Below are 23,847 nucleotides of genomic sequence, written 5' to 3'. Positions count from 1 at the left end.
GCATGTCGGGACCTGTCGAGAAATCACAACGCAGAGTGCGGCCCGGCCTGAGCGCCCCGCAGGGCGAGCCCTCAAGCAAGCATCTGACTGCGTTGCGCTGCTTGCCAATGGAACCACTATTGGCTACACATCGCGCCTTGCATCTACACGCTTGAGCACTCGCAGAGTGCGTGTGGAATTGATCAGTGCTTCCCTAAGGTCTGTTGCCAAGTAAAAACCCTGTAGCCACTATAGAGTCAAGCAACGGGAGAACACAGATGAAAATCGGAGAGCTGGCAGCACGCACCGACTGTGCAGTGGAGACGATTCGTTACTACGAACGCGAGGGCCTGTTGCCGGCGCCCAGACGCAGCGCCGGCAACTATCGCCAGTACAGTGAAGCCCACCTGGACCGCCTGGTGTTTATCCGCAACTGTCGGCTACTGGACATGACCCTGGAGGAAATCCGCCAGTTGCTCAGCCTGCGCGAGCAACCCGAGGCAACCTGCGGCAGCGTGAACGGGTTGATCGATGAACATATCGAGCACGTTGGCCAGCGCATCGCCGCCCTGACCCACCTGCAACAGCAGCTGGTCGAACTACGCCGCCAGTGCCAGGCGCCGCACCCGATGGACGCCTGCGGCATCATCCAGCAACTGGGCACCAGCGGCAGCGTGCAGCCACCGGTGGAGGACTCGCATGTCGGTCACAGCCATTGACCGTCGCACGAGGCTCCGGCAGCCGTGCTTCAGGCCTGCCGAGCCTGATTATCCAGCTCAGTCAGCAACTGCGGATCGAGCTTCAGCTGGCTGGACAGCTCCTGCAGATAGGCCTTCTCCATAAAGCTCTGCTCATCCACCACCAGCAGGCTGGCCAGATACATCTCCGCCGCCATCTCCGGCGTTTGCGCCGCGCTGGCGACCTCGGCCGGGTCCAGCGGTTTGCGTAGCTCGGCATCAAACCACTGCAGGGTCTGCGGATCGTTGGTCAGCTTCGCCACCTCGGCATCGATCAGCTCCCGCTCGCGGTCATCGATATGCCCGTCGGCCTTGGCTGCGCCGATCAACGCGCGCAGGATGGCGTGACTGTGCTGTTGCTGTTGCGGTGCGGGCAGGCGGTCTACCGTCTGAGGCTCTCCCTGCGGCGCGCTGGCGCTGTTCTTCTGCCATTGCTGCCAGGCCTTGAAGGCGACCACTCCAAGCGCGGCCATACCGCTGTACTTCACCGCCTTGCCGCCCATCTTGCGCGCCTTCTTGTTGCCCAGCAGCAGACCCACGGCACCGGCCGCCAGCGCACCGCCACCCGCGCCGGACAACAGACTGCCCAGCTGGCTCCCTCCGCCAGTGCTTTGGCTCTTATTGGTGCTGCTGCCACCAGACAGTGCACCACTGGCGGACTTCAACAACTGATCGAGCAACCCTTGGGTGTTCATTCAAGACTCCTTATGCAGACAGAACGCAGACACCTCGACGTCTGCGCGTTGTCTGCTTGGACCACGATTTGCAGGCGATCACTCCACGGCAAGCTGTTGCGATATTTTTCAGCGACTCGCCAACGGCGTCCCAGAGCGCTTAACTGAGTATACGCCGCGGCACAAAGGCACATGCCCAGCCCCGCAACCCCCACGGATCGGAGTGACAACATGCACAACAACAACACAGGCAAGACCCTGCTGGTGCTCGGCGGCAGCGGGCTGGTAGGCATGGAAATTCTGCGCCAGGCGCTGGCTGATCCGCAGGTCAGCCGGGTGGTCGCCCCCACGCGGCGCCCACTGCCCACAGCGGTGAATCACTACGCCCACCTGGACAACCCGCAAGTCGACTTCGACAACCTGCCCGAGGACGCCGACTGGTGGCGTTGCGATGCAGCGCTCTGCGCCCTGGGCACCACCCGCAAACACGCCGGCTCGCGCGAGGCCTTCCGCGCAGTGGACCGGGGCTATGTCAGCACCTGCGCCCGGCTGGCCCGGCACGCCGGCACCCGCACCTTCGTACTCAACTCCTCGCTGGGCGCCAGCCCACGCTCGGGCTCGTTCTATCTGCGCGTCAAAGGTGAGGTAGAGCAGGATCTGGCCGCCATGGACTTTCGCTCGCTCAGCCTGCTGCGCCCGTCGCTGCTCGATGGCGCCCGCCCCGAAGACCGGCCGGGTGAGCTGGTCGGGCTGCTGGTATCGCGCACCTTCAAGCCGCTGATTCCCAAGCGCCTGCGCGCGGTCAAAGCCACCGATGTCGCCGCCGCCATGCTGCAGGCCGCGCTTATCGCTCCGGTCGGACAGCATGTGATAGAGTCCGACGCCATCGCGCGTCGTCGCTAAGGGGCTGATGCCACTGCGCTCGCCCGGCTGCCGGGCGGGCAGACCAACCCGCTTGCCGTTCTGCCGATCGCATCAATAATGGCCTTTTGATTTCACTGTATACTGTGTCTACTCGCGCCATCGTCTTGGCCGCGGGAACGGGCAGGCGTTCCAAACCGTCTAGAATGCACACAGGTCCAGCGGAAAACAGAACAATCATGATCGTCTACAGCAACATGCGCTTTCTGGTAGTGGATGACTTCAGCGACTTCCGCTCATCGGTCAAGGGCATGCTCGGGCAAATGGCCGCCCAGCACATCGATATTGCCGCCAACGGCGAGGAAGCTCTCAGCCTCTGCCGCAAAACCCGATATGACGTCATCCTGCACGACTACAACCTCGGTCAGGGCAAGAACGGGCAGCAGGTGCTCGAAGAGCTGCACCACGAAAAGCTGATCAGCCCCCACTGCATCTTCATCATGGTCACTGCCGAGAGCAGCCAGGCCATGGTCATGGCCGCACTGGAGTTCGAGCCCGACGCCTATCTGACCAAACCCTTCAACCGCGCCAGCCTGCAGCAGCGGCTGGACAAGCTGGTCGAGCGCAAACGCCTGCTGGCACCGATTCTCGACGCGCTGGCGCGCGACGATCACCGCGCCGTCGCCAGCGCTTGCGATGCCCTGCTGCAACGCGATCCTCGCCTGGCACCGCTGTGCCAGCGCTACAAGGCCAACGCGCTGGCGGCCCTCCAGCAGCACGAGGCGCTGGAGCAGTTACTGCAGGGCATCCTTGCCCAGCGGCCTCTGCCCTGGGCATTGATGAAACTCGCCGACCACCTGCTGCAACGCGGCCAGCTGGATCAGGCCGAAGCACTCTACGAGCAGGGCATCGAGCAGTTCCCAATGCTGCCGGCGGCCTTTGACGGGCTGGCTCGGGTCAAGCTGGCCCGCGGCGAAACCCTCAAGGCGCAGGTATTTTTGGAACAGGCGGTAAAAATCTCGCCCAACAACCCGCAACGCCAGGCCGAGCTCGGGCGCGTGGCGCGCAGCAACGAAGACCCGGAGCGCGCCGTGCGCGCCTACCGTCAGGCCGTGACCCTGGGCCGCCACTCCGCCTTTCGCAACCCCGAACACCATCTCAGCCTGGCCGACAGCCTCAAGGTACAAAGTGGCGATACCGCGCCCAACCCCCGCGTTCAGCTGGAGATTCGCCAGACCCTGGAAGACCTGACGCGAGGCTGGAAGGACGATCAAGGCCTGGGCGCCCGTGCCGACCTGCTGCAGGCCGACGTCCTGCGCCGCAGCGGCAAGAGCGCCGAAGCAGACCAGATGCTGCGCAGCGCCACCGACAAGCTGGCCAACCTGGAGACCTTCTTCAGTGCAGACACCGCCCTCGCCGTTGCCGAACAACTGCGCGAGCTGGGCTGTGCTGAGCAGTCTGACCAGTTGCTCGGCACCTGCGCCGAAATGTACGGCGATGACCCGGCGGTGATGGCCGGCATTGCGGCGCAAACCAGCAACCCCGGTATCCTGCATGGTGGCGAGGAAGCCGCAGCGCGCAACCGCGAAGGCATGCGCTGCTACCAACAGCAACAGTATCCGGCCGCGCTGGAGGCATTCCGCGAAGCGCTGTCACTGCAGCCACGCAACATCAGTTACGCGCTCAACACCGCCCAATCGCTGCTACGCCTGCTGCTCGCCACACCCGATGAGGCGCTGCTGACCGAGTGTCGGGCCTGCCTCGCGCAGGTCCGCAGCCTGCCCGCCAGCGACCCGCGCCACGAGCGCTACCGCAAATTGCTGGAACGGGTCGATTCGCTGTGAGCGAGCACCGGGACGACGAGCAGCTGGACTTTTCTACCGTCATCGCCTCCACCGTGCATGACATGAAAAACTCCCTTGGCCTGCTGATGCAGTCCTACGGGCAGCTGCTTGAGCGTCTGCCACCGTCCGCCGGCAATGCCGATGAACGCGGCGTCATCGAATACGAATCCATGCGCCTGAACGGCATGCTGGTACAGATGCTCGGGCTGTACAAGCTGGAGGTCAACCAGCTGCCGCTGCGCCCCAGCTATCTGGAGCTGGACGACTTCCTGCAGGCGCAGCTGGCGCGCCACGACGACATCCTGCGCGCTCGCGCTATTCAGGGCAGCTTCGAGGTCGCCGAGGACGGGCTGATGGGCTTTTTCGATGGTGAGCTGGTCGGCTCCGTGGTCGGCAACGTCATCAACAACGCCATCCGTTACACCCGCTCAGCCATCCATCTGGCTGCGCGCATGGATCACGATCAGTTACTGATCAGCATCAGCGACGACGGCGACGGCTATCCACAAGCCATGCTCGACGGACAGTCGGACTACGCCCTGGGCATCAATATGAGCACCGGCAGTACCGGCCTGGGGCTGTATTTTGGTCAGCGCATCGCGCACCTGCATCGCCGCAACGGCGTTACCGGACGCATTGCCCTGAGCAATCAGGGCGCGCTCGGTGGTGGCGAATTCCGTATCTGGCTGCCCTGAGCAGCGACACTCAGCCCGGTTTTCCGTCAACTCGCGGGCTAAGAAGCATCGGTCCGTAACAGCCGACAAACAGCAAAAACGCAAGCGCCCAGAGTGCTGCGGCCAGCCAATAACCTACCTGTGGTGACCAGATGCTCAACCAGACACGGGCCGGTACCGCCAGGTTCAGCGCAGCAAACGCCACACTGATCAGCGCCGGAGGCTGCAGGGCACGGCCGGTGTGACCCAGGGTCACCCGGGCGATCATCGCCAAAATCATGCCCGCCACACCTCCAATGACCAGAAGGTGCACCGCCTGGCTAAACCCCACCCCCCAGCCAGCATGCCAGCCCGCCATCATCAGACAAGCCAGCGCCATCCACAGATACGACAGCTGCAATGACCACAGCAGCGGCACCCGCCAGATGGCCGGTTTATACCAGCGCGCCAGGCGCAGCAAATGACCAGCAGCCAGGGCGGCAAACAGCAGCGCCTGAAACGGATGCGGCCTCAGGCCCGCGCCAGAGAGCACCAGCAGCGCTGCTGCAATGCTGCCCACCAGCAGGGCGTTGTCCAGCCAGGCCAGCGGCTCTGGCGCAGAGGTCAGCCCCAAGCCATTGCGAGTGAAGAACGGAATCACTCGCCCACCAATCAGCGTCATCAGGCTGGCGATCAGCCAGATAGCACCCAGCACGCCCTGCCGCTGCAGGCTGTGATCGCCTTGCAACAACCCCGCTAACGCCACCAGATTGCACAGGCTGAGCAGCAGCAAGACCAGCACGGTCGGGTAATTACGCCGCTGTTTGACCTTGAACAATCGGCGTCCAAGAGCCAGCGCCGCAGCGGGCAGAAACGCCAAGTCCAGCGGCAGCAGCAGCCAGCCCGGAAGCCCCAGTAACCAGCCTATCCGGGCCGCCAGCCAAAGCGCTGCCAGCCCCGCCAGCGGCCAGCCGGACAGGCCGGCAATACCGGTCCAGTTCTGCACCGCCGTCAACAGAAACCCCACGACCACCGCCGCGGCAAAACCAAACACCATTTCATGCCGGTGCCAGGCCAGCCAGCCACCGGCCGGTTGCCATTCCAGAGCACCAAACCAGGCTGCCACCCACAGCGGAATTGCCAACACGGCAAACACGCCAGCGGCGAGAAAGAACGGTCGAAAGCCCAGGCGAAAGAGCGCCACCGAGTGGGACATGTATAACTCCTTGTCAGACGGGATTAGCCGGCCGGTTGGCACCAGCAAACAAAATAGTGTTCTCGAGGTGGATATGCTGGTTCAGATCCAGCATCAACTGCTCCAGACCACGATACAGCGCCGTCCAGGTATTGCATGCGTTTGGCGGCAGCTGCAGGTCCTGCGTCAGACGTGCGATCTCGTCCAGCGCTTCACCGTGCTGCTCATGCTCAAAGCGCATGACCGCAATCGGCCCACCCGCCATTGCAGTTTGCCCCCGCCGCAACAGCGGAAACAGGATTTGTTCCTCCTTGAGCATATGACTTTCCAGCTCCTGCAGCAGCTCGCCCAACAGATCCGCCAAGCCGAGCGGGCAATGTTCATGTGTGCCATGCACCTGCTCGACCCGCCGCGCCAGCCGCATCAGCTCCGGCAACTGCTCCCGGTGGCGGGCGTGGTAACGCTGCAAGATATGTTCAATCAACTCTGAGGCCGTCACCTGTCGCCAGTCTCGCCGGCCCGGACGGCCGTCACCGTCCAGACGCTCCAGGGCTGCAGCCAGAGTCGCTGGATCGAGCCCCTTGAGCTCACAGGCCGCCAAAAGGCTGCGCTGGCCATGACAGCAAAAGTCCAGACGCGCCTGATGAAACAGTGCGGTGGCACCGGGAATGTCTTGTGCCAGATCCCCCATACTGCGCTGAAGGTAATCGTCGTGCATTGCTGACTCCTGCATTGATGTGCTGTTCACTCCTCCAAAGCAACCGTCATGCCATCACACAAATTATTGATATATAGATAAAATTATTTTTTATGGTCAAAGAAACCCAACGCGAGTACGGTTATTAACACCACCCCAGGGTTACATTGACCATGATTGTACAAATGCTACTGCCGGACCTGATCGCCGACCTCCCAGCGGCCGTGCGTCTGCAGCGCCTGGTGCACGTCCTGCGCGAGGCCTTCGCCTGTGGCGCTGTCGTGCTGCTGCAGCGAGAGGGCGAATGCCTGCGCCCAATCGCCGCCACCGGCCTGGTTCAGGAAGCCTTGGGTCGACGTTTCGAGATTGCTCGCCACCCACGCCTGGCGGCCCTGCTGTCTCGCCGCGAACCGACCTGGTTCGAGCCGGACAGCCCGCTGCCCGACCCCTATGACGGCTTGCTCGACAGCGCACCTGATGATCCACTTCCGGTTCACGACTGCATGGGCGTCAGCCTCTACATGGAGGGCGAACTGTGGGGCGCATTGACGTTCGACGCCTTGCAGGCAGGCACCTTTGACGAGCGAGCACGCCAGCGCCTGCAACAGTTGCTGCCCTTGATTGAAACCACCCTGCGCATCACCCGACTGGAACAGGACAATCGCGCCCTGCGTCTGCATCGCGGCCAGGAAGTGCAAGCACAGCCCAGCCAGCAGAGTCACAACATCATTGGCGCCAGCCCAGCGATCAGCCGTTTGCTGGATGAGCTCCGAGTGGTTGCAGATTCCGATCTGCCGGTGCTGCTCAGCGGCGAAACTGGCGTGGGCAAGGAGCTGTTCGCCCACTGGCTGCACCGCCATTCCGCTCGCGCCAGCCAACCGCTGGTGCAGGTAAACTGCGCAGCACTGCCGGAAACCCTGGCCGAGAGCGAGCTTTTTGGTCATGTACGCGGCGCCTTCTCCGGCGCCACCGGCGACCGCGGTGGCCGATTCGACGCTGCCGACGGCGGAACCCTGTTCCTCGACGAGATCGGCGAGCTACCGCTGGCATTGCAGGCCAAGCTGCTGCGCGCGCTGCAAAATGGCGAGATCCAGCGTCTGGGGGCCGATCAGCCTCTGCGCGTCGATGTGCGGATCATCGCCGCCAGCAATCGCAACCTGGCCGACTCGGTCGCCAAGGGCGATTTTCGCGCCGACCTGTACCATCGCCTGTCAGTCTACCCCGTCCCCATCCCCCCTCTTCGTGAACGTGGCAACGACGTGCTGCTGCTGGCCGGCCACTTTCTTGAACAGAATCGCACCCGGCTGGGGCTGCGCGGCTTACACCTGACCGCCGATGCCGAGCAGGCGTTGCTGGGCTACCACTGGCCCGGCAATGTGCGGGAACTTGAGCATGTCATCAGTCGCGCGGCCATCAAGGCACTGGGCCGCGAGGGCTCTCGCCAGGCACTGATTGGCCTGAACGCAACGCTGCTGGACATTCCCAGTATGGCGGCACCGATCGGTGCCGACCCGGCGGAGGCTGAGCCGCAGCAACAGGTGCAGCCCTTGCGCCAGGCGGTCGAGGCCTTGCAACGCCAGCAGATTCGTCTGGCTCTGGAACAGAGCGACCAGAATTGGAGCGCAGCCGCCCGCGCATTGGGGCTGGACGCCAGCAACCTGCACAAGCTGGCTGCCCGACTGGGCATCAAGGCTGGCGACAGCCGCTGAACCACTATGCACTCACACTTACCGGCCACTGGAACGCAGCCATGCAACTGACTCCCGAGCAACGACAACAGGTCCTGCGTCATCCCTTGTTGGGCCACTTCAGCGAGGAAAACCAGAAACTGCTGCTCAACGAGGCGCACCTGCGCGAGCATCCTGCACAAAGTCTGATCCTGCGTCAGGGCGATGAAGCCAAACGCTTCTTCCTGGTCATGCGCGGCAAGGTCAAGCTGTTCCGCATTTCGGCCGACGGCAAGGAAAAGGTGGTCGAGATCATCAACGCCGGCCAGACCTTTGCCGAAGCAGTGATGTTCATGCGCCATTCGGTCTATCCAGTCTGCGTGGAAAGCCTGGAAAACGTGCAGCTGCTAAGCCTGCCCAACCGTCTGATGCTGCAGCTGCTGGAGACCAACCCTCAGACTTGCCTGCACTTGCTGGGCCATCTGAGCATTCGCTTGCACCAGCGGCTCGACGAACTGGAAAACCTCACCCTGCAAAACGCCACCCAACGGCTGGCGCTGTACCTGGTCGGCCAGGTGCGCGATCAGCAAGGCGACAGCGCCGAACTGGACCTGGCTCTGCCCAAGGGCCTGATAGCTGCACGCCTGTCGATCAAGCCGGAAACCCTGTCCCGCGCGATCGGCACGCTGCGCGAGCAGGGGCTGATCCAGACGCGCGCCCGGCACATTCGTATTCCCAGCCTGAGCCGCCTGCTGGAGGCCTTTGCCCAGGAGCAGGCCAGCCCCCTGCGCGGCAACCTGATTGCCAGCAGCAGCGACTGATGGTTTGGCTATGGCGGGTTCTGGCTGCTACCTGCATCGGTCTGGGGGCCGTGGGCATCATCTTGCCCGGGTTGCCAACCACCCCGTTTCTGCTGGTCGCCGCCTGGGCTGGGGCCCGCGGCTGGCCAGCGCTGGAAGCGCGACTGTTGCAACACCCGCACTACGGGCCGTTGATACTCGACTGGCGCCAGCGCCGCGCAGTACCACGACGCGCCAAGTGGGCCGCCAGCGCATTGATGCTGCTCAGCGCAACGATGATCTGGCTGCTGCCGGCACCCCACTGGCTGCGTATCGGCCTGCCGCTGTTTCTGCTCGGCGTGGCAGCTTGGTTATGGACACGGGCTGAGCCGTCGCGCAAAGTTGACTAAAATCAAATAATAACGATTCTCAATATCGAACAATAAGTTACTTGTTCATGAGGATCGTACCAATGCCCAGAATTACGCCCCTGTTTCATCTCAGCCTGCTCGCCCTGGCAGTCAGTCCGGTGTTCGCCGGTGACGCCCTGGAACTGCCCGAAGTGACCGTCACCGCCAAGGGTTATCAGGCTAGCAAGCTGGAAACGGCAGGCGCCTCCGTGGTACTGGAACCGACTCAGCGCCTTCCCGGCGACAACGTCGGCGCGTTGATGCGCGGCCAGCCCGGCCTGGCGGTGCAAAGCGACGGCGCCTGGGGCCAGAACCCGGTGCTGCGCGGCCAGCGCCTGGAAAGCATCGTGTTGCAAGTGGACGGCAACCGCCTCAACTCTGCTCAGCCGCAGGGCGCTATCGCTTCATTGGCTGACCTCGGCCTGCTGGAGCGGGTGGAAGTCATCAAGGGGCCCAGCTCCGTACTGCACGGCAGTGGTGCTCTGGGTGGCGTGGTCAACATGCTGACCCCGGAGCCCACCTTCGATCACGCTGGCGAGCTCAACGGCCGGGTTGGCCTGGGCCTGTCCAGCGTTGACGAGGGCCTACAGGGCGCAGCCCTGCTCGAAACCGGCAACCAGCGCCATGGGCTGGTGCTGGGCGGTGCCGCCAAGCGCGTACACGACTACGAGGGCGCCGACGGCGAGGTGGACAATACCGGCTACGAGAGCCGCTCCATGCTGTTCAAGTATGCCTACTCGCTGGGCGAGTACGGCCACCTGCACCTCAATCTGCAACAGCACAAAGATGAGGATGTCTGGTTCCCCGGCTCGACAAAACCCGCACCTGCAGCGGTACTGGGCAATCTGACCATCCACTCGCCAAACACCGAGCGCACCCTGTACGCCGCCGGTTACGAAGGCGAGGTTGGCTCCGGCACCCTCAGCGTCGACCTCTACCAGCAGGAGGTGTATCGCGAGATTCGCGCCTACAGCAGCGGCCTGGATCGCAACCAGGTGTGGAACGACGTCACCTTCACCACCCGGGGCGTGCGCAGCACCTACCGTCTGCCCCTGGGTGAAGCGCACCTGCTCAGCGTTGGCGTGGACCAGTGGCGCATGACCGGTGACCCGGCCCGCTACCAGTTCGCCGGCCCGTCGCAGAACATTCAGCGCAACGACCCTTTCAGTGATGGCCAGATCGACTCGGCAGGCGTGTTTATCCAGGATGACATGCAGTTTGGCCGCCTCAACGTCCAGGCCGGCGCCCGCTGGGATCGGGTCAAGGGTGACGCCGACAGCAAGGGTAGCGGTGCATCACGTACCACCAAAGGGCTGAGCAACAGCGACTCCAACCTGTCCTGGTCCCTCGGTGCGATCTACAACCTGCAGCCGCTGCTCAACCCCTACCTCAGCTTTGGCCGCGCCTATCGCGCACCAGACATGCGCGAGCGCTTTGAAGACGCCACCCGTGGCGACGGCTATTTCCACCAGGGCAACCCGCAACTCAAACCCGAACAGGCAACCAGTCTGGAACTGGGTCTCAAGGGCAATGACGGCCGCAGCAGCTACCAACTCGCCGCGTACTATAGCCGCATCGATGACTACATCGCCGGCCGGGTAACCGGACAAACGAACGCTCAGGGTCTACCGATCAAGCGTACCGAGAACCTTGACAAGGTTATCATCCAGGGCACCGAAGGCCAGTTTGCCCATCCCGTTGGCGTCGTCACCCTGGACGGTAGCTTCACCTGGCTTGAGGGCGACAATCGCCAGGACGACGAGCCGCTGTATCGCATGCCGCCGCCAGAACTGACACTGGGTATCGGCCAGCCACGGGCGCTCGGTTTCAGCTGGCATTCGCAAGTACGTGCAGTCAAGAATCAGGACCGTGTAGCAACCCGCTTCTCCAATGGCACCGAGAACGACACTGCTGGCTTTGTTACCGTAGATGCGTCACTGGGGTGGGGCTTCAGCGCAATCGCTGGCATGCAGAACCTGGATCTCGGCCTGACGCTGCGTAACTTGCTCGACAAGGGTTATCACGAGCACCTGACCGAAGGCATCAGCGGTTGGGAGATCCAGTCCCCCGGACGCAATGTTGCGCTGACCCTGCGCGGCGAATTTTGACCTGCGTCGCCGCGCTGACCCGGCAGCGCGGCATCCCCTTCACAACAGCGCCAGGGCCGACAGTACCAGCAACAGCCAGCCAGACACCGTCGCTCGCAACCAGAGCGGGCCGGTAGCCAGCCCCATAAAACGATCAATCAGCCAGTGGCCCTTGAGCAAGGTCAGCAGCACGACCGCAGCCATCAGCCAGTCTGGCTGACGCTGCGACAGCGCCACGCCCAACAGCGTCAATGCCAGCAGCGCCAGCCAGAAGAATCGCAGGGACAGTCGCATGGGCCAACCTCAGGGCAACAGATAAAGCAGTGGGAACAACGCCAGCCAGACCAGATCAACCATGTGCCAGTAGCTGCCGGCCGAGTCGCCAGCCATTTTCTGGCGCGCCGCATCCGGGTAATAACCAGCACGGGTACGCACAGCCACCACCGCCAGAATGACCATGCCGAGCATCGCATGCATGGCATGAAAGAAGGTGGTGAAGAAATAGAAAAAGTAGAACGTGTTGGTGCGCAGGTTGTACCCCTCGCCAATCAGCACGGCGTACTCGCCAAACTTGATCAGCAGGTAACCCAGCCCGCAGAGCAGCCCGAGCGCAAAACCGCGCACCAGCGCGCGCCGTGTGCCGCACTCCAGACCGCGCGCCACCAGATAGCTGGCCGTCAGCAGCAGCAGGGTATTGCTCACCCCGGCCAGCGGATGCAAGGTTGCCACGCCAGCGCTGAATTCCATCGACCAGCGACTGCGCGCATAGGCGAGGGCAATCAGCAGCAGAGCAAAGACCAGCAGCTCCGCGAGAATGAAACACCACATCGCCAGATCGCCGGGTAACGCCGCGGACTCTGTGTCCGGCAAGTCAGTCAGCCCCTCGGCGGCACTCACCTCCCGGCGCCTCCCGTCAATAGCAGATACAGCCGCGGCAGCAGTTCGGGCAGCTCGGCGGCGCGCCGAATGACCCGATAATGACCCTGCCCAAACAGGTACGGCAGATAGTCGGAGGCCTGCTGGTCGATGGTGACGCAGAAGGGCTGTACGCCCGCCTGACGCGCCTCCCGCAAGGCATGGCGGGTATCCTCCATGCCATAGCGTCCTTCGTAGATGTCCAGATCATTCGGTTTGCCGTCGGTCAGCAGCAGCAGCCGCTGCTCAGCCGGGCGCTCCCGCAAAATATCGGTAGCCTGCCGGATGGCCGCCCCCATTCGCGTGTAGTACCCCGGTTTGAGCGCCTGGATACGGCCGTGAATAGCATCGCCCCAAGCCTCATCAAAATTCTTGATCAAACTGAAACGCACATGATTACGCCGACGCGAGGAGAAGCCGTACATGGCAAAACTATCCTGCCCTGCGTGCAAGGCTTCGCCAAACAGATGAAGACTGTCACGGATCACATCAATCACCTGATAGCGGTCATCGGCCCAGGCCTCGGTCGACAGCGACAAGTCAGCCAGCATTAGACAAGCAAGATCTCGCTGACGCCCAACCTGACTGCGCCACAACAGCGGCTGGCTGTCCGCGTTTCCGCGCTGGCGCTGGCAGGTATAGGCCAGGCAAGCCTGCAGGTCGAGCTGGCTGCCCGATGCCTGCCGGCCCAGCCAGGCGCGCTGCGGGCGCAGCCCCTCAAATCGGCGGCGCAAGCTGCTGGCCAGACTGGCCAAACGCGGCGGCAACGGCGCCGCTTCTGCGCCCCGCGGCAACAGCGGTACCACAGAGCAGTGATCAGGCAGCAGCTGGCGCTTGCGCCAGTCCCACTCGGGGTAGCGGCAGCCCTCACCCAAGGGCAGATCGTCCTCCGCGGCACTCGGCAGGTCCAGATCCAGTTTGATGCGCGAGGCCGAGGTGCTGCGACTACGGGCCAGGCTGAGAAAGTCCAGATCCGCCGCGGTGGATTCGGCGTCCAAGTCTTCGCGGTCATCCTGACAGCGATCAACCGGCACAAATTCAGACCAGCTGAACAGGCTTTCCAGACGGAAGATCATCAGGCCATTTTCACGACCAGGATCATCTACATAACGCGCCTGCTTGCGCCCCTTGCCTTGCCGTATTTGCCCTCCAGCTGGCGGCGACTCAACCTGCGCCTGCGTAGCAGGCGGCACGGCGTCAACGTTGCCATCCGCGGTGTACAACCACAGCGGCACCGGCAATGGTTCGCCAGGAGCTGGCGGCAACTGCGATTGACTACCCGGCTGCAGCAATTCCGTCTGGATGCAGACTTCCCGCTCGCGTTGATTCCGCGGCAGACTCGCCGGGTCGCCACGCTCGTCGATCAACGCTTGCGCCAAACGGTGATACAGCCCCCTGAGCCCAGGAAAGCGGGCCAGAGTCGCCAGTATCCGAGCCTGACTCGCGCGCCAGGCGTCGTCGGCCGTTGGCAGCGGTTCGCTGGCCAGCACAGTCAGCCACAAATACAGTTCGCGATTTAGCCGGGCCTCGGCAAACACTTGCAGTTGCGCTGGCAGATGCAGGCTGTCAGGCTCGCGCCAGGCCAAGGCATGCCGCCGCCCAGTCCCAGCCAGCCGCTGCAGCAGCGGTCGGCGCACCCTCAGACTGCGCTCGCTGCTAGCCTTGATGCTCAGAGCGGCATCACTGCCCAGTGCGCGCAAGATCAGCGCCAGACGCGGCCCTTCGGTCTCCAGCGTGACGCGGGCGGCGGGATAGCCCCGGCTGGCCAGACGCGTGACCAGTCGATGCCAGCGGATGCCAACGGCCTCTTCCATAGCGTCAGGCCTGGCCGTCGCGGGCGGGCGCCTGCTCGCGCGTGCGGCGCGCCAGCCAGAAGCTGGCCAGATACATCAGCAGTCCCAGACCAAACAGCACTCCGAACGCCAAGCGCCCCCAGTAAATCCCCTCGATGGCTGCCTGGGTTTCCATGAAGGGCAGCGCTTGAGCGGCCTCCGGCAAACGTTGCAGCTTGACCTGCACGACACCCGCAGCTGTCAACAGCAAGGTAATCATCAACATGCTGATGCACATCGTCCAGCAAGACGCGATTTCCAAGCGCTGGGCAACCGGGCTATTACACTCCTTGCCATGCAGCAGCGGCCAAGCATAGGAAATGATTGCCAGCACAATCATCACGTAAGCGCCAAAGAACGCCAGATGACCATGCGCGGCGGTCAGCTGCGATCCGTGGGTGTAATAGTTGACCGGCGCCAAAGTATGAAGAAAGCCCCATACACCAGCCCCCAAAAACGCCATGATGGTGCAACCGGTAGCCCAAGTGATAGCAGCCTTGTTCGGATGCACACGGCGACGCTGACGCAACATACTCAGGGCAAATACCACCATCATGAAGAAAGGCAAAGGCTCTACGGCCGAGAATATCGAGCCAATCCACAACCAGTAGGACGGCGCACCAATAAAGAAGTAGTGGTGCCCTGTGCCGAGAATCCCGCTGATCAGGGCCATGGCGATGATCAGATATAACCATTTTTCCACTACCTCACGGTCTACGCCTGTGGTCTTGATGAAGATGAAGGCCAGGATCGAGCCCAGGATCAGTTCCCACACGCCCTCGACCCACAGATGCACGACCCACCACCAGAAGTACTTGTCCAGCACCAGCGAAACCGGGTTGTAGAACGCAAACAGGAAGAACAACGCCAGACCGAGCAGACCGGTAATCAAGACCATGTTGATCACCGTTTTGCGGCCACGCAGGATGGTCATACCCACGTTGAAGATAAAGCCCAGACAAACAATCACGATACCGATCTTGGTGATAGTCGGCTGCTCCAGAAACTCGCGCCCCATGGTTGGCAGCAGCTCATTACCGGTCAGCTCGGCTAGCCGAGCGTAGGGCACCAGCAGATAGCCGAGAATCGTCAACACTCCGGCTACAGCGAACACCCAGAACAACACCCAGGCCAGTTTTGGACTGAACAGCTCGGTCTGGCATTCCTCCGGAACCAGGTAATAGGTGGCGCCCATGAATCCGAACAGCAGCCAGACAATCAGCAGGTTGGTGTGCACCATACGGGCAACGTTGAAGGGAATTTCCGGAAACAGAAAATCACCAATGATGTATTGGGTGCCCAGCACCAGACCAAACGCGATCTGGCCGAGAAACAGCAGCATGGCAAAGACAAAGTAGGGCTTGGCCACCGCCTGTGACGCGTATTTCATATGCAAACTCCTTGAGTGGGTGGAGAACAACGTCGGCGTTAGCCTTCCTTGTTCGGTGGCCAGTCGTTGGTGTCGATGCGGGAGGTCCAGATGAGAAACTGGGCCAGATCGTTGAGCTCTTCGTCGGACAGGTTGAATTGCGGCATCTGCCGGCGTCCGGGGGCGCCGGTCGGCATGGCTTTCATCCAGGCGTTGAAGTACAGCTTGAATACCTCTTCGTTTTCCATGCCGCGGCGCTCAAAGACGTTTCCCAGTTCCGGGGCAAAATAGGCCCCTTCCCCCAACAGCGAATGGCAGCCGATACAATTGTTTTCCTCCCACAGTGCCTTCCCATGCGCCACTGCCGGAGTTAACTGGTCACGGTTCTCACGCTCCGGCACCGCCGTCACGGTGTCGAAGGTGAGACCAACAAACAGCAACATGAAAAACATGCCGCCTCCGTAGTAGATATTGCGGGCCATGCCCTTGGTAAAGCGCTTCGACATCGTGATCTCCTCAGGTGGTGTGGGCTGGCCGGCGTCCGGTAACGGCGCAGGCGCGTTGTTTTCAGGGGGTGACTGCCAGGTGCAGCGCAGCAATATCGTGCAGCGCCTGCAGTGCCACGGCGTCATCGGTCAGCGCCTCGCATATACCCACCCGACAGGCGTCCAAGGGGGCTAGCCCAGCCTGTATCAGGCGAGCGGCATGGATCAGCAGGCGGGTCGAGGGGGCTTCTTCCAGATCGTGCTCGCCGAGCTGGCGCAGCGCCTGTGCCAGGCGCACCAGTTGCTCTGCCTGCGGCGGGGCAAGGCCGGACTCGCGACAGACAATGTGCGTTTCCAGCTCGGTGTGCGGATAATCGAAGGACAGCGCCACGAAACGCTGACGCGTACTGGGCTTGAGCCCTTTGAGCAGGTTGCGATAGCCAGGGTTATAGGACACCACCAACATGAAGCCGGGAGCGGCCTGCAATAGCTCCCCGGTCGCATCAAGCGGCAGCAGACGCCGGTCATCGGCCAGCGGATGCACCACGACGGTAATATCTTTACGCGCCTCAATGATTTCATCGAGGTAGCAGATGGCGCCCTCGCGCACAGCCCGGGTCAGGGGGCCATCCTGCCAGTAGGTGCCTTGGGCACCGATCAAGTGGCGACCGACCAGGTCCGCGCTGGTCAGGTCGTCATGGCAAGCCACAGTGTAGAGCTTGCGTCCCAGACGCTCAGCCATGTGCTGGACAAAACGGGTCTTACCGCAGCCGGTCGGGCCTTTGATCAAGAGCGGCAGACCAAAGTGATCCGCACGCTCAAACAGCTCGACTTCGTTGCCAGCGGCCTGATAGAAAACCACCTCGTCCGACGCAGAACGCAAGTGGGTTGTAACTGAGGGCATGACGCACTCCTTTTGGCCTAGTAGACCAAAACAGAGCAGCCATCATGCCAACAAATAAGCCTTTGAAAAATAAAAACTATTTTCTCTTAACGGTTATTATTACCCATATCATTATAGGTATTTATAACCCTGACAAGGTAAAAAAAACCTAACGCGGCATCATGCGCACGCCGTCCAGCTCGCTGAGTGGTTGCGGGCGCCCCAGATGGAAGCCCTGCGCGTAATCCACGCCCAGCTCGCGCAGCTGTTCGAGAATGGCCTCGCTCTCGACAAACTCCGCCACCGTCTGCAGTCCCATCTCGTGGCCAATGGTGTTGATCGAGGCGACCATGGCGCGGGCGATCGGGTCGCTGGCGATGTCCTTGACGAACACTCCGTCGATCTTCAGATAATCGACCGGCAGCGATTTCAGGTAGGCAAAGGACGACAACCCGGAGCCAAAGTCATCCAGCGCAAACTGGCAGCCGATGTCCCGCAAACCGCGCATGAACTCAACCGCCTTGCCCAGGTTGGACACTGCGCTGGTTTCGGTGATTTCAAAGCAGACATGGCTGGTGGGCACTTGATGACGCTCCAGCGCCTCCAGTACGAAGTCGAGAAAGCCTTCCTCGCCCAGCGACGCTGCCGATAAGTTGATCGAGTAATTGCCCAGCGGCCCGCTGCGGCGGCGGTTGTAATCGCCCAACCAGGCCAGGAAGTTGCCCACCACCCAGCGATCAATCGCCGACGCCAGGTCATAACGTTCGGCCGCCGGCATAAAGGCGCCAGGCGGAATCACCTGACCGTCGTTACCCAGCAGCCGTACCAGCACCTCATAACCGGGCTGGCTGTCGCGCTCGCTGATCGGGTAGATGGGTTGCACGTACAAACGCAGCAGGTCGGCGTCCAGCGCCTGGCGTAGGCGGTTGACCCATTGCATCTCGCCCCGCCGCTCCTGCATCTGCGCATCATCGGCCTGGTACAGGTGGATACGGTTGCGCCCCGCGTCCTTGGCGGCGTAACAGGCGCTGTCGGCGGCGCCGAGCAGCACATCCAGACTGGCCAGCTGCGATTCGACCGGCACCAGGCCGATGCTCACCCCGACGGCAAAGGTCTTGCCCTCCCAGCTGAAGCGATACTCCTCCACCAGGGTACGAATACCCTCGACTATCGGCACCGCCTCCTCCAGCGTACAGCCGCTGAGTAGCAGGCCAAATTCATCGCCGCCCAGACGCGCCAGCACGTCGGAGCTGCGAATGTGCGACTGAAACAGTTTAGCCAGCTGCCGCAGCAGTTCGTCGCCGGCGGCATGGCCGCAGGTGTCGTTGACGATCTTGAACTGGTCCAGATCCATGTAGCAGAGCACCTGCTCCCCGGCGCTGTTCTCATGGCGCTGCAGTGCCTGGGCAACCCGGCGCTCGAACTCCTTGCGGTTGACCAGTCCGGTCAGGGTGTCGTGGGCCGCCTGATGGGACAGCTCACGTGCCAAGCGGCGATTGGCGGTCACATCGCGAAAGGTCAGCACGGCACCAATGATGTGCCCCTCGGCATCACGAATCGGCGCCACCGCGTCCTGTACCGACACTTCGCTGCCGTCACGCCGGCGCAACTGCGACATGCTGCCGGGCTGGCGGCTAAGCGCCTGCCGGTAGCGCCGCAACATGGCGCTGACCGGGTTCAGCAGACTGTCCCCGGTAACCTCGTCAAACAGGCAGTAGATCTCATCCAGCGGTCGATCGCTGGCCTCTTCCTCGGTCCAGCCGGTCAACTGTTCAGCGACCGGATTAAGGTAGCGCACCCGTGCGTCCGGCCCGGTGGTAATCACGCCATCGCCAATCGAGGCCAGGGTCACCTGCGCCAGCATCTTTTCCTGAAACAGCTGCTGCTCGATGCGCCGCCGCTCGGTGATATCGCGAATCAGACAGGTGTAGTGCTCATCCTCCAGCGCGCCCTGGCTGACCGTCAGCTCGGCCACAAACTGATCGTGCTCGTTACGGCTGAACAGCACCTCCTGTTTGGTCTCGCTGCCCGCCTCCGGCAAAGGCAAGCCACTCCAGTTGCGCTCGGCCACCAGCCGGCCCAGCGGCTGACCAATCAGCAGCCCGGCCGGTAGCCCAAACAAACGCTCGGCACCCGGGTTGCAGGTGGCCAGCACGCCCTCGCGGTTGCAGGTCACCACGCCGTCGCGAATGTCGCGGATGATGCTCTGGGTGACCCCCACCGCCCGCCGCAGAGCATGGATTACCTTATTGTACTGGGCAGCAATCTGGCCGACCTCGGTAAAGGGTTCGACCGGCACATCACGCTCAAAGCGGCCATCGCGCTGGTGCGCGGCCATCGCCTCCAGCAACTCGATCAACTCGGTGCGCGCGCCGTGCTCGGATACGTTCAGGCCGGCCAGCTCGTCCTCGGGCGTGACCCGCATCGGCCAGAAGCGATTGATCAGGCGTAGCAGCAGCCAGGTGACACCAAAAGCCCAGAGCCCGGCCACCACCACACCCTCGAGTTGCGCCACCAGTTGCTGGGTGCGGCTCAGCCCCGTGCCCAGCGTCTGCAGATTGGCAAACAGCGCGACCGCCAGGGTGCCCCAGATGCCACTGGCCAGGTGCACCGGGACCGCGCCCACGGCATCGTCGATGCGCAGATGATTCAACAGGCGGTCGGCCAGATACATCACCACAGCGCCAACCAGGCCGACGAAAAACGCCGCCGGCGCATCCATCACATGGGCGCCTGCGGTAATGGCCACCATCCCGGCAATCATGCCATTGAGCGGGTAGACCGGGTCCACCAGACGCCAGCGCCACCAGGACATGACCATCCCGCCCAGGGTGCCGGCGATGGCCGCCAGCACCGTATTGGCGATGATACCCGGCACCCGACCATCGAAGCTCAGGGTGCTGCCCCCGTTGAAGCCGAACCAGCCAAACATCAGCATCAGCGCGCCGAGCATGGCCAGCGGCAGGTTGGAGCCGGGCATGCTGCGGCCGTCGCGGTCCTGATCAAAGCGGCCCTGACGCGGGCCCAGAATCAGAATCACCGCCAGCGCCACCCAACCGCCAACACCGTGGACCACGGTGGAGCCGGCAAAATCGACGAAACCGCGCGCCGCCAACCAGCCCAGGCCATCAGTGAATACGCCACCCCAGGCCCAATGGCCGAACAGCGGGTAGATCAGCCCGGCGATCAGCAACGCCACCAGCAGGTAGGAAGCAAAGCGCATGCGTTCGGCGGCGGCGCCGGACACGATGGTCGCTGCCGTGGTGCAGAACATCGCCTGAAAGAGAAAGAAGGCCGAATGCCAGGTATCGGTGAACGGCAACATGGCAAACCCTTCGCCGTACCAGCCACCCGCGCTGCCACCGAACATCAGCCCAAAACCGAACAACCAGTAGCAGAACACTGCAAGACTGAGGTCGGCCATGTTCTTCACGGCCACATTGATCGCGTTCTTGCTGCGGGTCAGCCCCGACTCAAGACAGAGAAAGCCAATCTGCATGTTGAACACCAGACCAGCACACAAGACCAACCACAGAACATCGATCATCGAGATGGGCATAGGTGATACCTGTTCCATTTGGAAACTGGCACTTTGATAGCGCGACCAAACAGCCTGCGCACCAGAGTAGTGCAGCCACTGAGCAGGTATAGGCAGCCCGGCTCAGGACAGTGCAGAACAATGCAGTTTCTGTACCAAAAGTCGTCGAACTGGTCAGAATGTGTCGCCAGAAAGGCGAAAGGCGGGGGCGTCACGATCGACCGCTGAACAGCAGCCGAGGCCCTGTTTCGGGCGCGTCAGGGCGCCCGAAACAGGTAGGCAGTTCACGGTCAGTCGGCGATATGCACCAGTTGCTTGCCGAAGTTCTTGCCCTTGAGCATGCCTTTGAATGCCTCAACGGCGTTCTCCAGGCCTTCGGCTACGGTCTCGCTGTACTTCAGCTTGCCGGAAGCTACCTGCTCAGCCAGCAGCGCGGTGATCTCCTGGTGCTTGTCCTGCCACTCGGTGACCAGGAAGAAGCGATGCTCCGGCTTGGGATCCAGCGCGCCGAAGATGTGGAACGGGGTTTCAACCTTGCTCTGATCTTCCGCGTTGTAGGCCGATACGTAGCCACAGATCGGCACGCGGGCACCCGGGTTGATCAGCTTGGCCACAGCCTTGGCCACCTCGCCACCGACGTTCTCGAAGTACACGTCAATGCCGTTCGGGCAGGCTGCCGCCAGGTCTGCGTCCAGGTTGCCGGCTTTGTAATCGATGCAGGCATCAAAACCCAGCTCCTCGACCACATAACGGCACTTTTCCGGGCCACCGGCGATACCGACCACGCGGCAACCTTCCTGCTTGGCAGTCTGGCCAACCACGGTGCCGACCGGGCCGGACGCGGCAGCCACAACGACGGTCTCGCCCGACTTGGGCTTGCCCACGTACATCAGGCCGCAATAGCCGGTGCGGCCCGGCATGCCGGCCACACCCAGATAGGTCTGCAGCGGCACGCCCTGGTCCTTGATCTTGTAGACCATCTCGGCGTTGCCTGGGATGATGCAGTACTCCTGCCAGCCGGAGTACACGGTAACCACATCACCGACCTGGTAGTTGTCGGACTTGGACTCAACAACGCGACCAACGCTCTCGCCGACAATCGGCGCACCGATTTCGATCGGATCCATGTAGCCCTTGCTGTCGTTCATACGCGGACGCATGTAGGGGTCCAGCGACAGCCACAGGGTCTTGATCAGGACTTCACCGTCTTTCAGATCACGTACCGTCTCTTCTTTGAGAACCAGATCGCCATCCTGGATTTCACCCTGCGGGCGCTTGTTGAGCACGACTTTACGGTTGCTATAAGCAGACATCGGATGCCTCTCGTTTGAATGGATGAATGAGCGGAAAACTCCGCGAACTCCCGGATCATAAACGAACATCGCCAGGGACCCGCGCGAACCGACCTACTATTCACGCACTTGATCGGACGCCAATCCGCAGGCCGAAACGCGCTCAGCCAAGCTCGCTGATCTGCAATGGGCCACCCTGGCTGATCACCCGGTTGCGGCCATAGGCCTTGCCCCGGTACAGACGCTGGTCGGCACGACGATACAGGCTCTCGGCGTCCAGCGCATCGCTCGGCCAGTGCGCCACGCCAAAGGTCGCGGTAATGCGCAGCTCCTGTTTGTCGCCCCAGGTCAGCGGCGTCTGCTGCAACTGACTGCAGAGAGTCTGCACCAGCTGTTCGGCAGCCTGCGCATCGGTGCTGCGCAACAACAGACCAAACTCCTCACCGCCCAGCCGTCCGATCACATCGGTCTTGCGCAGGCGGCGCTTCAGCACTTTGCACAAGTGGCGCAGGGCACGATCGCCGACTTCATGCCCCCAGCCATCGTTGACCTGCTTGAAGTGATCGACATCCAGCAACACCAGGGCAAAACCGTCGCCACTGCGCTGCCCCTGCTCAATGCACTGTTCGAATAATTGCTGGAAGCGTCCTCGATTGTAGACCCCGGTGAGCGCATCGGTTTCCGCCAGCCGCTCCAGCGTCTGCTGGGCGTTGGCTCGGCGCACTTCGTAAAAGTGCACAAACAACAGGATCATCAAGCCGCAGATCACCGCGTTGCCCAGATCGATCAGCCCGTGCGCTGTCTGCAGATCGGCATAGCGGATCACGTACAGCACTACCGCCAGCAACATGAAGGGTAACGACAGCAGCAGGCCGGCTTTGCGCCCCAGCAACAGGTACGCCAGCATCGGCACCATGTAGATCCAGACAAAGGCCGTCATGGAGGCGGCCGGCATCAGCATGATGTAGATCTGGAAGCAGAAGGTGGGCAGCAGGTAAGCGTAAATCCAGGGCGTCAACCAACGTACCTGACGCATATGCCAGGCGGCCCAGACCAGCAGCGCCCCCACGGCGATTTCCAGGCTCGCCAGCAGGGCATTGTTGTTGTCGAACTGCAGCCAGGCGAAGCCCCAGAGCAGGACGCCGGTGGACACGAAGATCAGCTGCAACAACGACCTGCGCGCCTGTTCGCCCAGACCGTTACCCGCCGCCTCGTCCATTGGGAACTTCCCGTTCACGTCGTTTGCCTCTCCTTGCTCGCACCCGCTGACGGCGGAGTATAGTCGCCGTCAGCTAGTCCGCGTAGTTCTCCAGCAGATGCTGGTCCTTCAGGCGCACATAGTTGGCCGCCGAGTAGGTAAAGAACTCACGCTCCTTGTCGGTCAGCGCACGCACCTGTTTGGCCGGGCTACCCATATACAGATAGCCGCTTTCCAGCGTGCGGCTGGCCGGCACCAACGAGCCGGCACCGATGATCACCTCGTCCTCGACCACCGCGCCATCCATGACAATGCTGCCCATACCGACCAGCACCCGGCTGCCGATGCTGCAGCCATGCAGCAGCACCTTGTGACCAATGGTCACGTCATCGCCGATGGTCAGCGGATAACCGTCCGGGTTGAACGGGCCCGCGTGGGTAATATGCAGCACGCTGCCATCCTGCACGCTGGTGCGGTCGCCGATGCGGATGCGGTGCATGTCGCCGCGAATGATCGCGCCGGGCCACACCGAGCAGTCGTCACCCAGCTCTACATCGCCCAGTACCACGGCCGAGGGGTCAACAAACACCCGGTCACCCAGCACCGGCTGCCAGTCCCTGAATCCACGTACGTTCATTGTCTTACCCTTGAATTTTGCGGCTATCGCCGTCATTGAGAACTTCTAACGAAGTCACGATGCCAAGCGCGCCCGAGTTGATTACCATGGACGCATTGTAAGTCATCGATCGAAT

21 protein-coding genes are annotated in these 23,847 nt (G+C 62.3%); 8 read left to right on the top strand and 13 right to left on the bottom strand.

Annotated features, from left to right (window positions below; all coding sequences use genetic code 11):
- The first annotated feature begins 257 nt into the window (after positions 1-257).
- The gene (cadR, locus tag CNQ84_RS12985; protein ID WP_096005282.1) at positions 258-698 is read left to right on the top strand and encodes a Cd(II)/Pb(II)-responsive transcriptional regulator; all 441 of its coding nucleotides are present in this window, start codon (positions 258-260) and stop codon (positions 696-698) included.
- A gap of 29 nt (positions 699-727) precedes the next feature.
- Here the strand turns inward: cadR and CNQ84_RS12980 are convergent, their stop codons facing one another.
- A complete protein-coding gene (locus CNQ84_RS12980) occupies positions 728-1,411 on the bottom strand; it encodes a tellurite resistance TerB family protein (protein WP_096005281.1) in 684 nt (227 codons plus the stop codon).
- A 210-nt stretch (positions 1,412-1,621) separates the two neighbouring features.
- Here CNQ84_RS12980 and CNQ84_RS12975 point away from each other — a divergent pair, with 210 nt between their 5' ends.
- From CNQ84_RS12975 to CNQ84_RS12965, 3 genes are all read left to right on the top strand, one after another.
- Complete coding sequence (locus tag CNQ84_RS12975; RefSeq protein WP_096005280.1) at positions 1,622-2,293, top strand: Rossmann-fold NAD(P)-binding domain-containing protein; 672 nt, start codon at positions 1,622-1,624, stop codon at positions 2,291-2,293.
- Between the two features lie 197 nt (positions 2,294-2,490).
- On the top strand, positions 2,491-4,095 hold the full coding sequence (locus CNQ84_RS12970; protein ID WP_096005279.1) for a response regulator: 1,605 nt from the start codon (positions 2,491-2,493) through the stop codon (positions 4,093-4,095).
- Positions 4,096-4,157: 62 nt separating this feature from the next.
- Positions 4,158-4,790, top strand: coding sequence for a sensor histidine kinase (locus CNQ84_RS12965; protein WP_096005341.1), 633 nt, complete (start codon positions 4,158-4,160; stop codon positions 4,788-4,790).
- Positions 4,791-4,800: 10 nt separating this feature from the next.
- Here CNQ84_RS12965 and CNQ84_RS12960 read toward each other — a convergent pair whose 3' ends face one another.
- Entirely contained in the window at positions 4,801-5,964 is a 1,164-nt protein-coding gene (locus CNQ84_RS12960; protein WP_096005278.1) for an NnrS family protein, read from the bottom strand.
- Positions 5,965-5,977: 13 nt separating this feature from the next.
- On the bottom strand, positions 5,978-6,661 hold the full coding sequence (gene ytfE, locus CNQ84_RS12955) for an iron-sulfur cluster repair protein YtfE (protein WP_096005277.1): 684 nt from the start codon (positions 6,659-6,661) through the stop codon (positions 5,978-5,980).
- Positions 6,662-6,813: 152 nt separating this feature from the next.
- Between ytfE and norR the strand changes: the two genes are divergently transcribed.
- The 4 genes from norR to CNQ84_RS12935 all read left to right on the top strand — a co-directional run bounded on the left by norR (position 6,814) and on the right by CNQ84_RS12935 (position 11,604).
- The gene (gene norR, locus CNQ84_RS12950; protein WP_096005276.1) at positions 6,814-8,349 is read left to right on the top strand and encodes a nitric oxide reductase transcriptional regulator NorR; all 1,536 of its coding nucleotides are present in this window, start codon (positions 6,814-6,816) and stop codon (positions 8,347-8,349) included.
- A 41-nt stretch (positions 8,350-8,390) separates the two neighbouring features.
- Positions 8,391-9,128 carry a Crp/Fnr family transcriptional regulator gene (locus CNQ84_RS12945; protein ID WP_096005275.1) on the top strand — a complete coding sequence of 246 codons (738 nt, stop codon included), beginning with the start codon at positions 8,391-8,393 and terminating at the stop codon, positions 9,126-9,128.
- Positions 9,128-9,496 carry a YbaN family protein gene (locus CNQ84_RS12940; RefSeq protein WP_096005274.1) on the top strand — a complete coding sequence of 123 codons (369 nt, stop codon included), beginning with the start codon at positions 9,128-9,130 and terminating at the stop codon, positions 9,494-9,496. The genes CNQ84_RS12945 and CNQ84_RS12940 overlap by 1 nt, the downstream gene beginning before the upstream one ends.
- Positions 9,497-9,558: 62 nt before the next feature.
- Positions 9,559-11,604, top strand: coding sequence for a TonB-dependent receptor (locus CNQ84_RS12935; RefSeq protein WP_096005273.1), 2,046 nt, complete (start codon positions 9,559-9,561; stop codon positions 11,602-11,604).
- Positions 11,605-11,643: 39 nt separating this feature from the next.
- On the opposite strand, the gene CNQ84_RS12930 is transcribed toward CNQ84_RS12935, so the two are convergent.
- The 10 genes from CNQ84_RS12930 to CNQ84_RS12885 all read right to left on the bottom strand — a co-directional run bounded on the left by CNQ84_RS12930 (position 11,644) and on the right by CNQ84_RS12885 (position 23,732).
- Positions 11,644-11,877, bottom strand: a complete 234-nt coding sequence (locus CNQ84_RS12930; RefSeq protein ID WP_096005272.1) for a cytochrome C oxidase subunit IV family protein — start codon at positions 11,875-11,877, stop codon at positions 11,644-11,646.
- 9 nt (positions 11,878-11,886) lie between these two features.
- Entirely contained in the window at positions 11,887-12,480 is a 594-nt protein-coding gene (locus tag CNQ84_RS12925; protein ID WP_217350097.1) for a cytochrome c oxidase subunit 3, read from the bottom strand.
- Positions 12,477-14,312 carry a nitric oxide reductase activation protein NorD gene (locus tag CNQ84_RS12920; protein ID WP_096005271.1) on the bottom strand — a complete coding sequence of 612 codons (1,836 nt, stop codon included), beginning with the start codon at positions 14,310-14,312 and terminating at the stop codon, positions 12,477-12,479. The genes CNQ84_RS12925 and CNQ84_RS12920 overlap by 4 nt, the downstream gene beginning before the upstream one ends.
- A gap of 4 nt (positions 14,313-14,316) precedes the next feature.
- Positions 14,317-15,720, bottom strand: coding sequence for a cbb3-type cytochrome c oxidase subunit I (locus tag CNQ84_RS12915; RefSeq protein ID WP_096005270.1), 1,404 nt, complete (start codon positions 15,718-15,720; stop codon positions 14,317-14,319).
- Between the two features lie 38 nt (positions 15,721-15,758).
- Positions 15,759-16,205, bottom strand: coding sequence for a c-type cytochrome (locus tag CNQ84_RS12910; protein WP_096005269.1), 447 nt, complete (start codon positions 16,203-16,205; stop codon positions 15,759-15,761).
- Positions 16,206-16,266: 61 nt separating this feature from the next.
- Positions 16,267-17,088, bottom strand: a complete 822-nt coding sequence (locus CNQ84_RS12905; RefSeq protein ID WP_096005268.1) for a CbbQ/NirQ/NorQ/GpvN family protein — start codon at positions 17,086-17,088, stop codon at positions 16,267-16,269.
- Between the two features lie 148 nt (positions 17,089-17,236).
- Complete coding sequence (gene amt / locus CNQ84_RS12900) at positions 17,237-20,626, bottom strand: ammonium transporter (RefSeq protein WP_096005267.1); 3,390 nt, start codon at positions 20,624-20,626, stop codon at positions 17,237-17,239.
- A gap of 269 nt (positions 20,627-20,895) precedes the next feature.
- Positions 20,896-21,918 (bottom strand): NADP-dependent oxidoreductase, encoded by a 1,023-nt coding sequence (locus CNQ84_RS12895; RefSeq protein WP_096005266.1) that lies wholly within the window; start codon positions 21,916-21,918, stop codon positions 20,896-20,898.
- Between the two features lie 142 nt (positions 21,919-22,060).
- Positions 22,061-23,134 (bottom strand): GGDEF domain-containing protein, encoded by a 1,074-nt coding sequence (locus tag CNQ84_RS12890; protein ID WP_245841379.1) that lies wholly within the window; start codon positions 23,132-23,134, stop codon positions 22,061-22,063.
- 55 nt (positions 23,135-23,189) lie between these two features.
- Positions 23,190-23,732 carry a gamma carbonic anhydrase family protein gene (locus CNQ84_RS12885; RefSeq protein WP_096005264.1) on the bottom strand — a complete coding sequence of 181 codons (543 nt, stop codon included), beginning with the start codon at positions 23,730-23,732 and terminating at the stop codon, positions 23,190-23,192.
- Between the last annotated feature and the right edge of the window lie 115 nt (positions 23,733-23,847).

It is taken from the genome of Pseudomonas abyssi, from assembly GCF_002307495.1.
GTDB classification, from domain to species: Bacteria; Pseudomonadota; Gammaproteobacteria; order Pseudomonadales; family Pseudomonadaceae; genus Halopseudomonas; species Halopseudomonas abyssi.
This window is presented reverse-complemented; position numbering and strand designations above follow the sequence as displayed.

Coding starts and splice junctions, on each gene's coding strand:
- CNQ84_RS12910 (WP_096005269.1), bottom strand. CDS start 16,205: ATGTCGAAGCGCTTTACCAAGGGCATGGCCCGCAATATCTACTACGGA.
- CNQ84_RS12960 (WP_096005278.1), bottom strand. CDS start 5,964: ATGTCCCACTCGGTGGCGCTCTTTCGCCTGGGCTTTCGACCGTTCTTT.
- CNQ84_RS12885 (WP_096005264.1), bottom strand. CDS start 23,732: ATGAACGTACGTGGATTCAGGGACTGGCAGCCGGTGCTGGGTGACCGG.
- norR (WP_096005276.1), top strand. CDS start 6,814: ATGATTGTACAAATGCTACTGCCGGACCTGATCGCCGACCTCCCAGCG.
- CNQ84_RS12895 (WP_096005266.1), bottom strand. CDS start 21,918: ATGTCTGCTTATAGCAACCGTAAAGTCGTGCTCAACAAGCGCCCGCAG.
- cadR (WP_096005282.1), top strand. CDS start 258: ATGAAAATCGGAGAGCTGGCAGCACGCACCGACTGTGCAGTGGAGACG.
- CNQ84_RS12905 (WP_096005268.1), bottom strand. CDS start 17,088: ATGCCCTCAGTTACAACCCACTTGCGTTCTGCGTCGGACGAGGTGGTT.
- ytfE (WP_096005277.1), bottom strand. CDS start 6,661: ATGCACGACGATTACCTTCAGCGCAGTATGGGGGATCTGGCACAAGAC.
- CNQ84_RS12970 (WP_096005279.1), top strand. CDS start 2,491: ATGATCGTCTACAGCAACATGCGCTTTCTGGTAGTGGATGACTTCAGC.
- amt (WP_096005267.1), bottom strand. CDS start 20,626: ATGCCCATCTCGATGATCGATGTTCTGTGGTTGGTCTTGTGTGCTGGT.
- CNQ84_RS12930 (WP_096005272.1), bottom strand. CDS start 11,877: ATGCGACTGTCCCTGCGATTCTTCTGGCTGGCGCTGCTGGCATTGACG.
- CNQ84_RS12920 (WP_096005271.1), bottom strand. CDS start 14,312: ATGGAAGAGGCCGTTGGCATCCGCTGGCATCGACTGGTCACGCGTCTG.
- CNQ84_RS12915 (WP_096005270.1), bottom strand. CDS start 15,720: ATGAAATACGCGTCACAGGCGGTGGCCAAGCCCTACTTTGTCTTTGCC.
- CNQ84_RS12965 (WP_096005341.1), top strand. CDS start 4,158: ATGAAAAACTCCCTTGGCCTGCTGATGCAGTCCTACGGGCAGCTGCTT.
- CNQ84_RS12935 (WP_096005273.1), top strand. CDS start 9,559: ATGCCCAGAATTACGCCCCTGTTTCATCTCAGCCTGCTCGCCCTGGCA.
- CNQ84_RS12940 (WP_096005274.1), top strand. CDS start 9,128: ATGGTTTGGCTATGGCGGGTTCTGGCTGCTACCTGCATCGGTCTGGGG.
- CNQ84_RS12975 (WP_096005280.1), top strand. CDS start 1,622: ATGCACAACAACAACACAGGCAAGACCCTGCTGGTGCTCGGCGGCAGC.
- CNQ84_RS12980 (WP_096005281.1), bottom strand. CDS start 1,411: ATGAACACCCAAGGGTTGCTCGATCAGTTGTTGAAGTCCGCCAGTGGT.
- CNQ84_RS12945 (WP_096005275.1), top strand. CDS start 8,391: ATGCAACTGACTCCCGAGCAACGACAACAGGTCCTGCGTCATCCCTTG.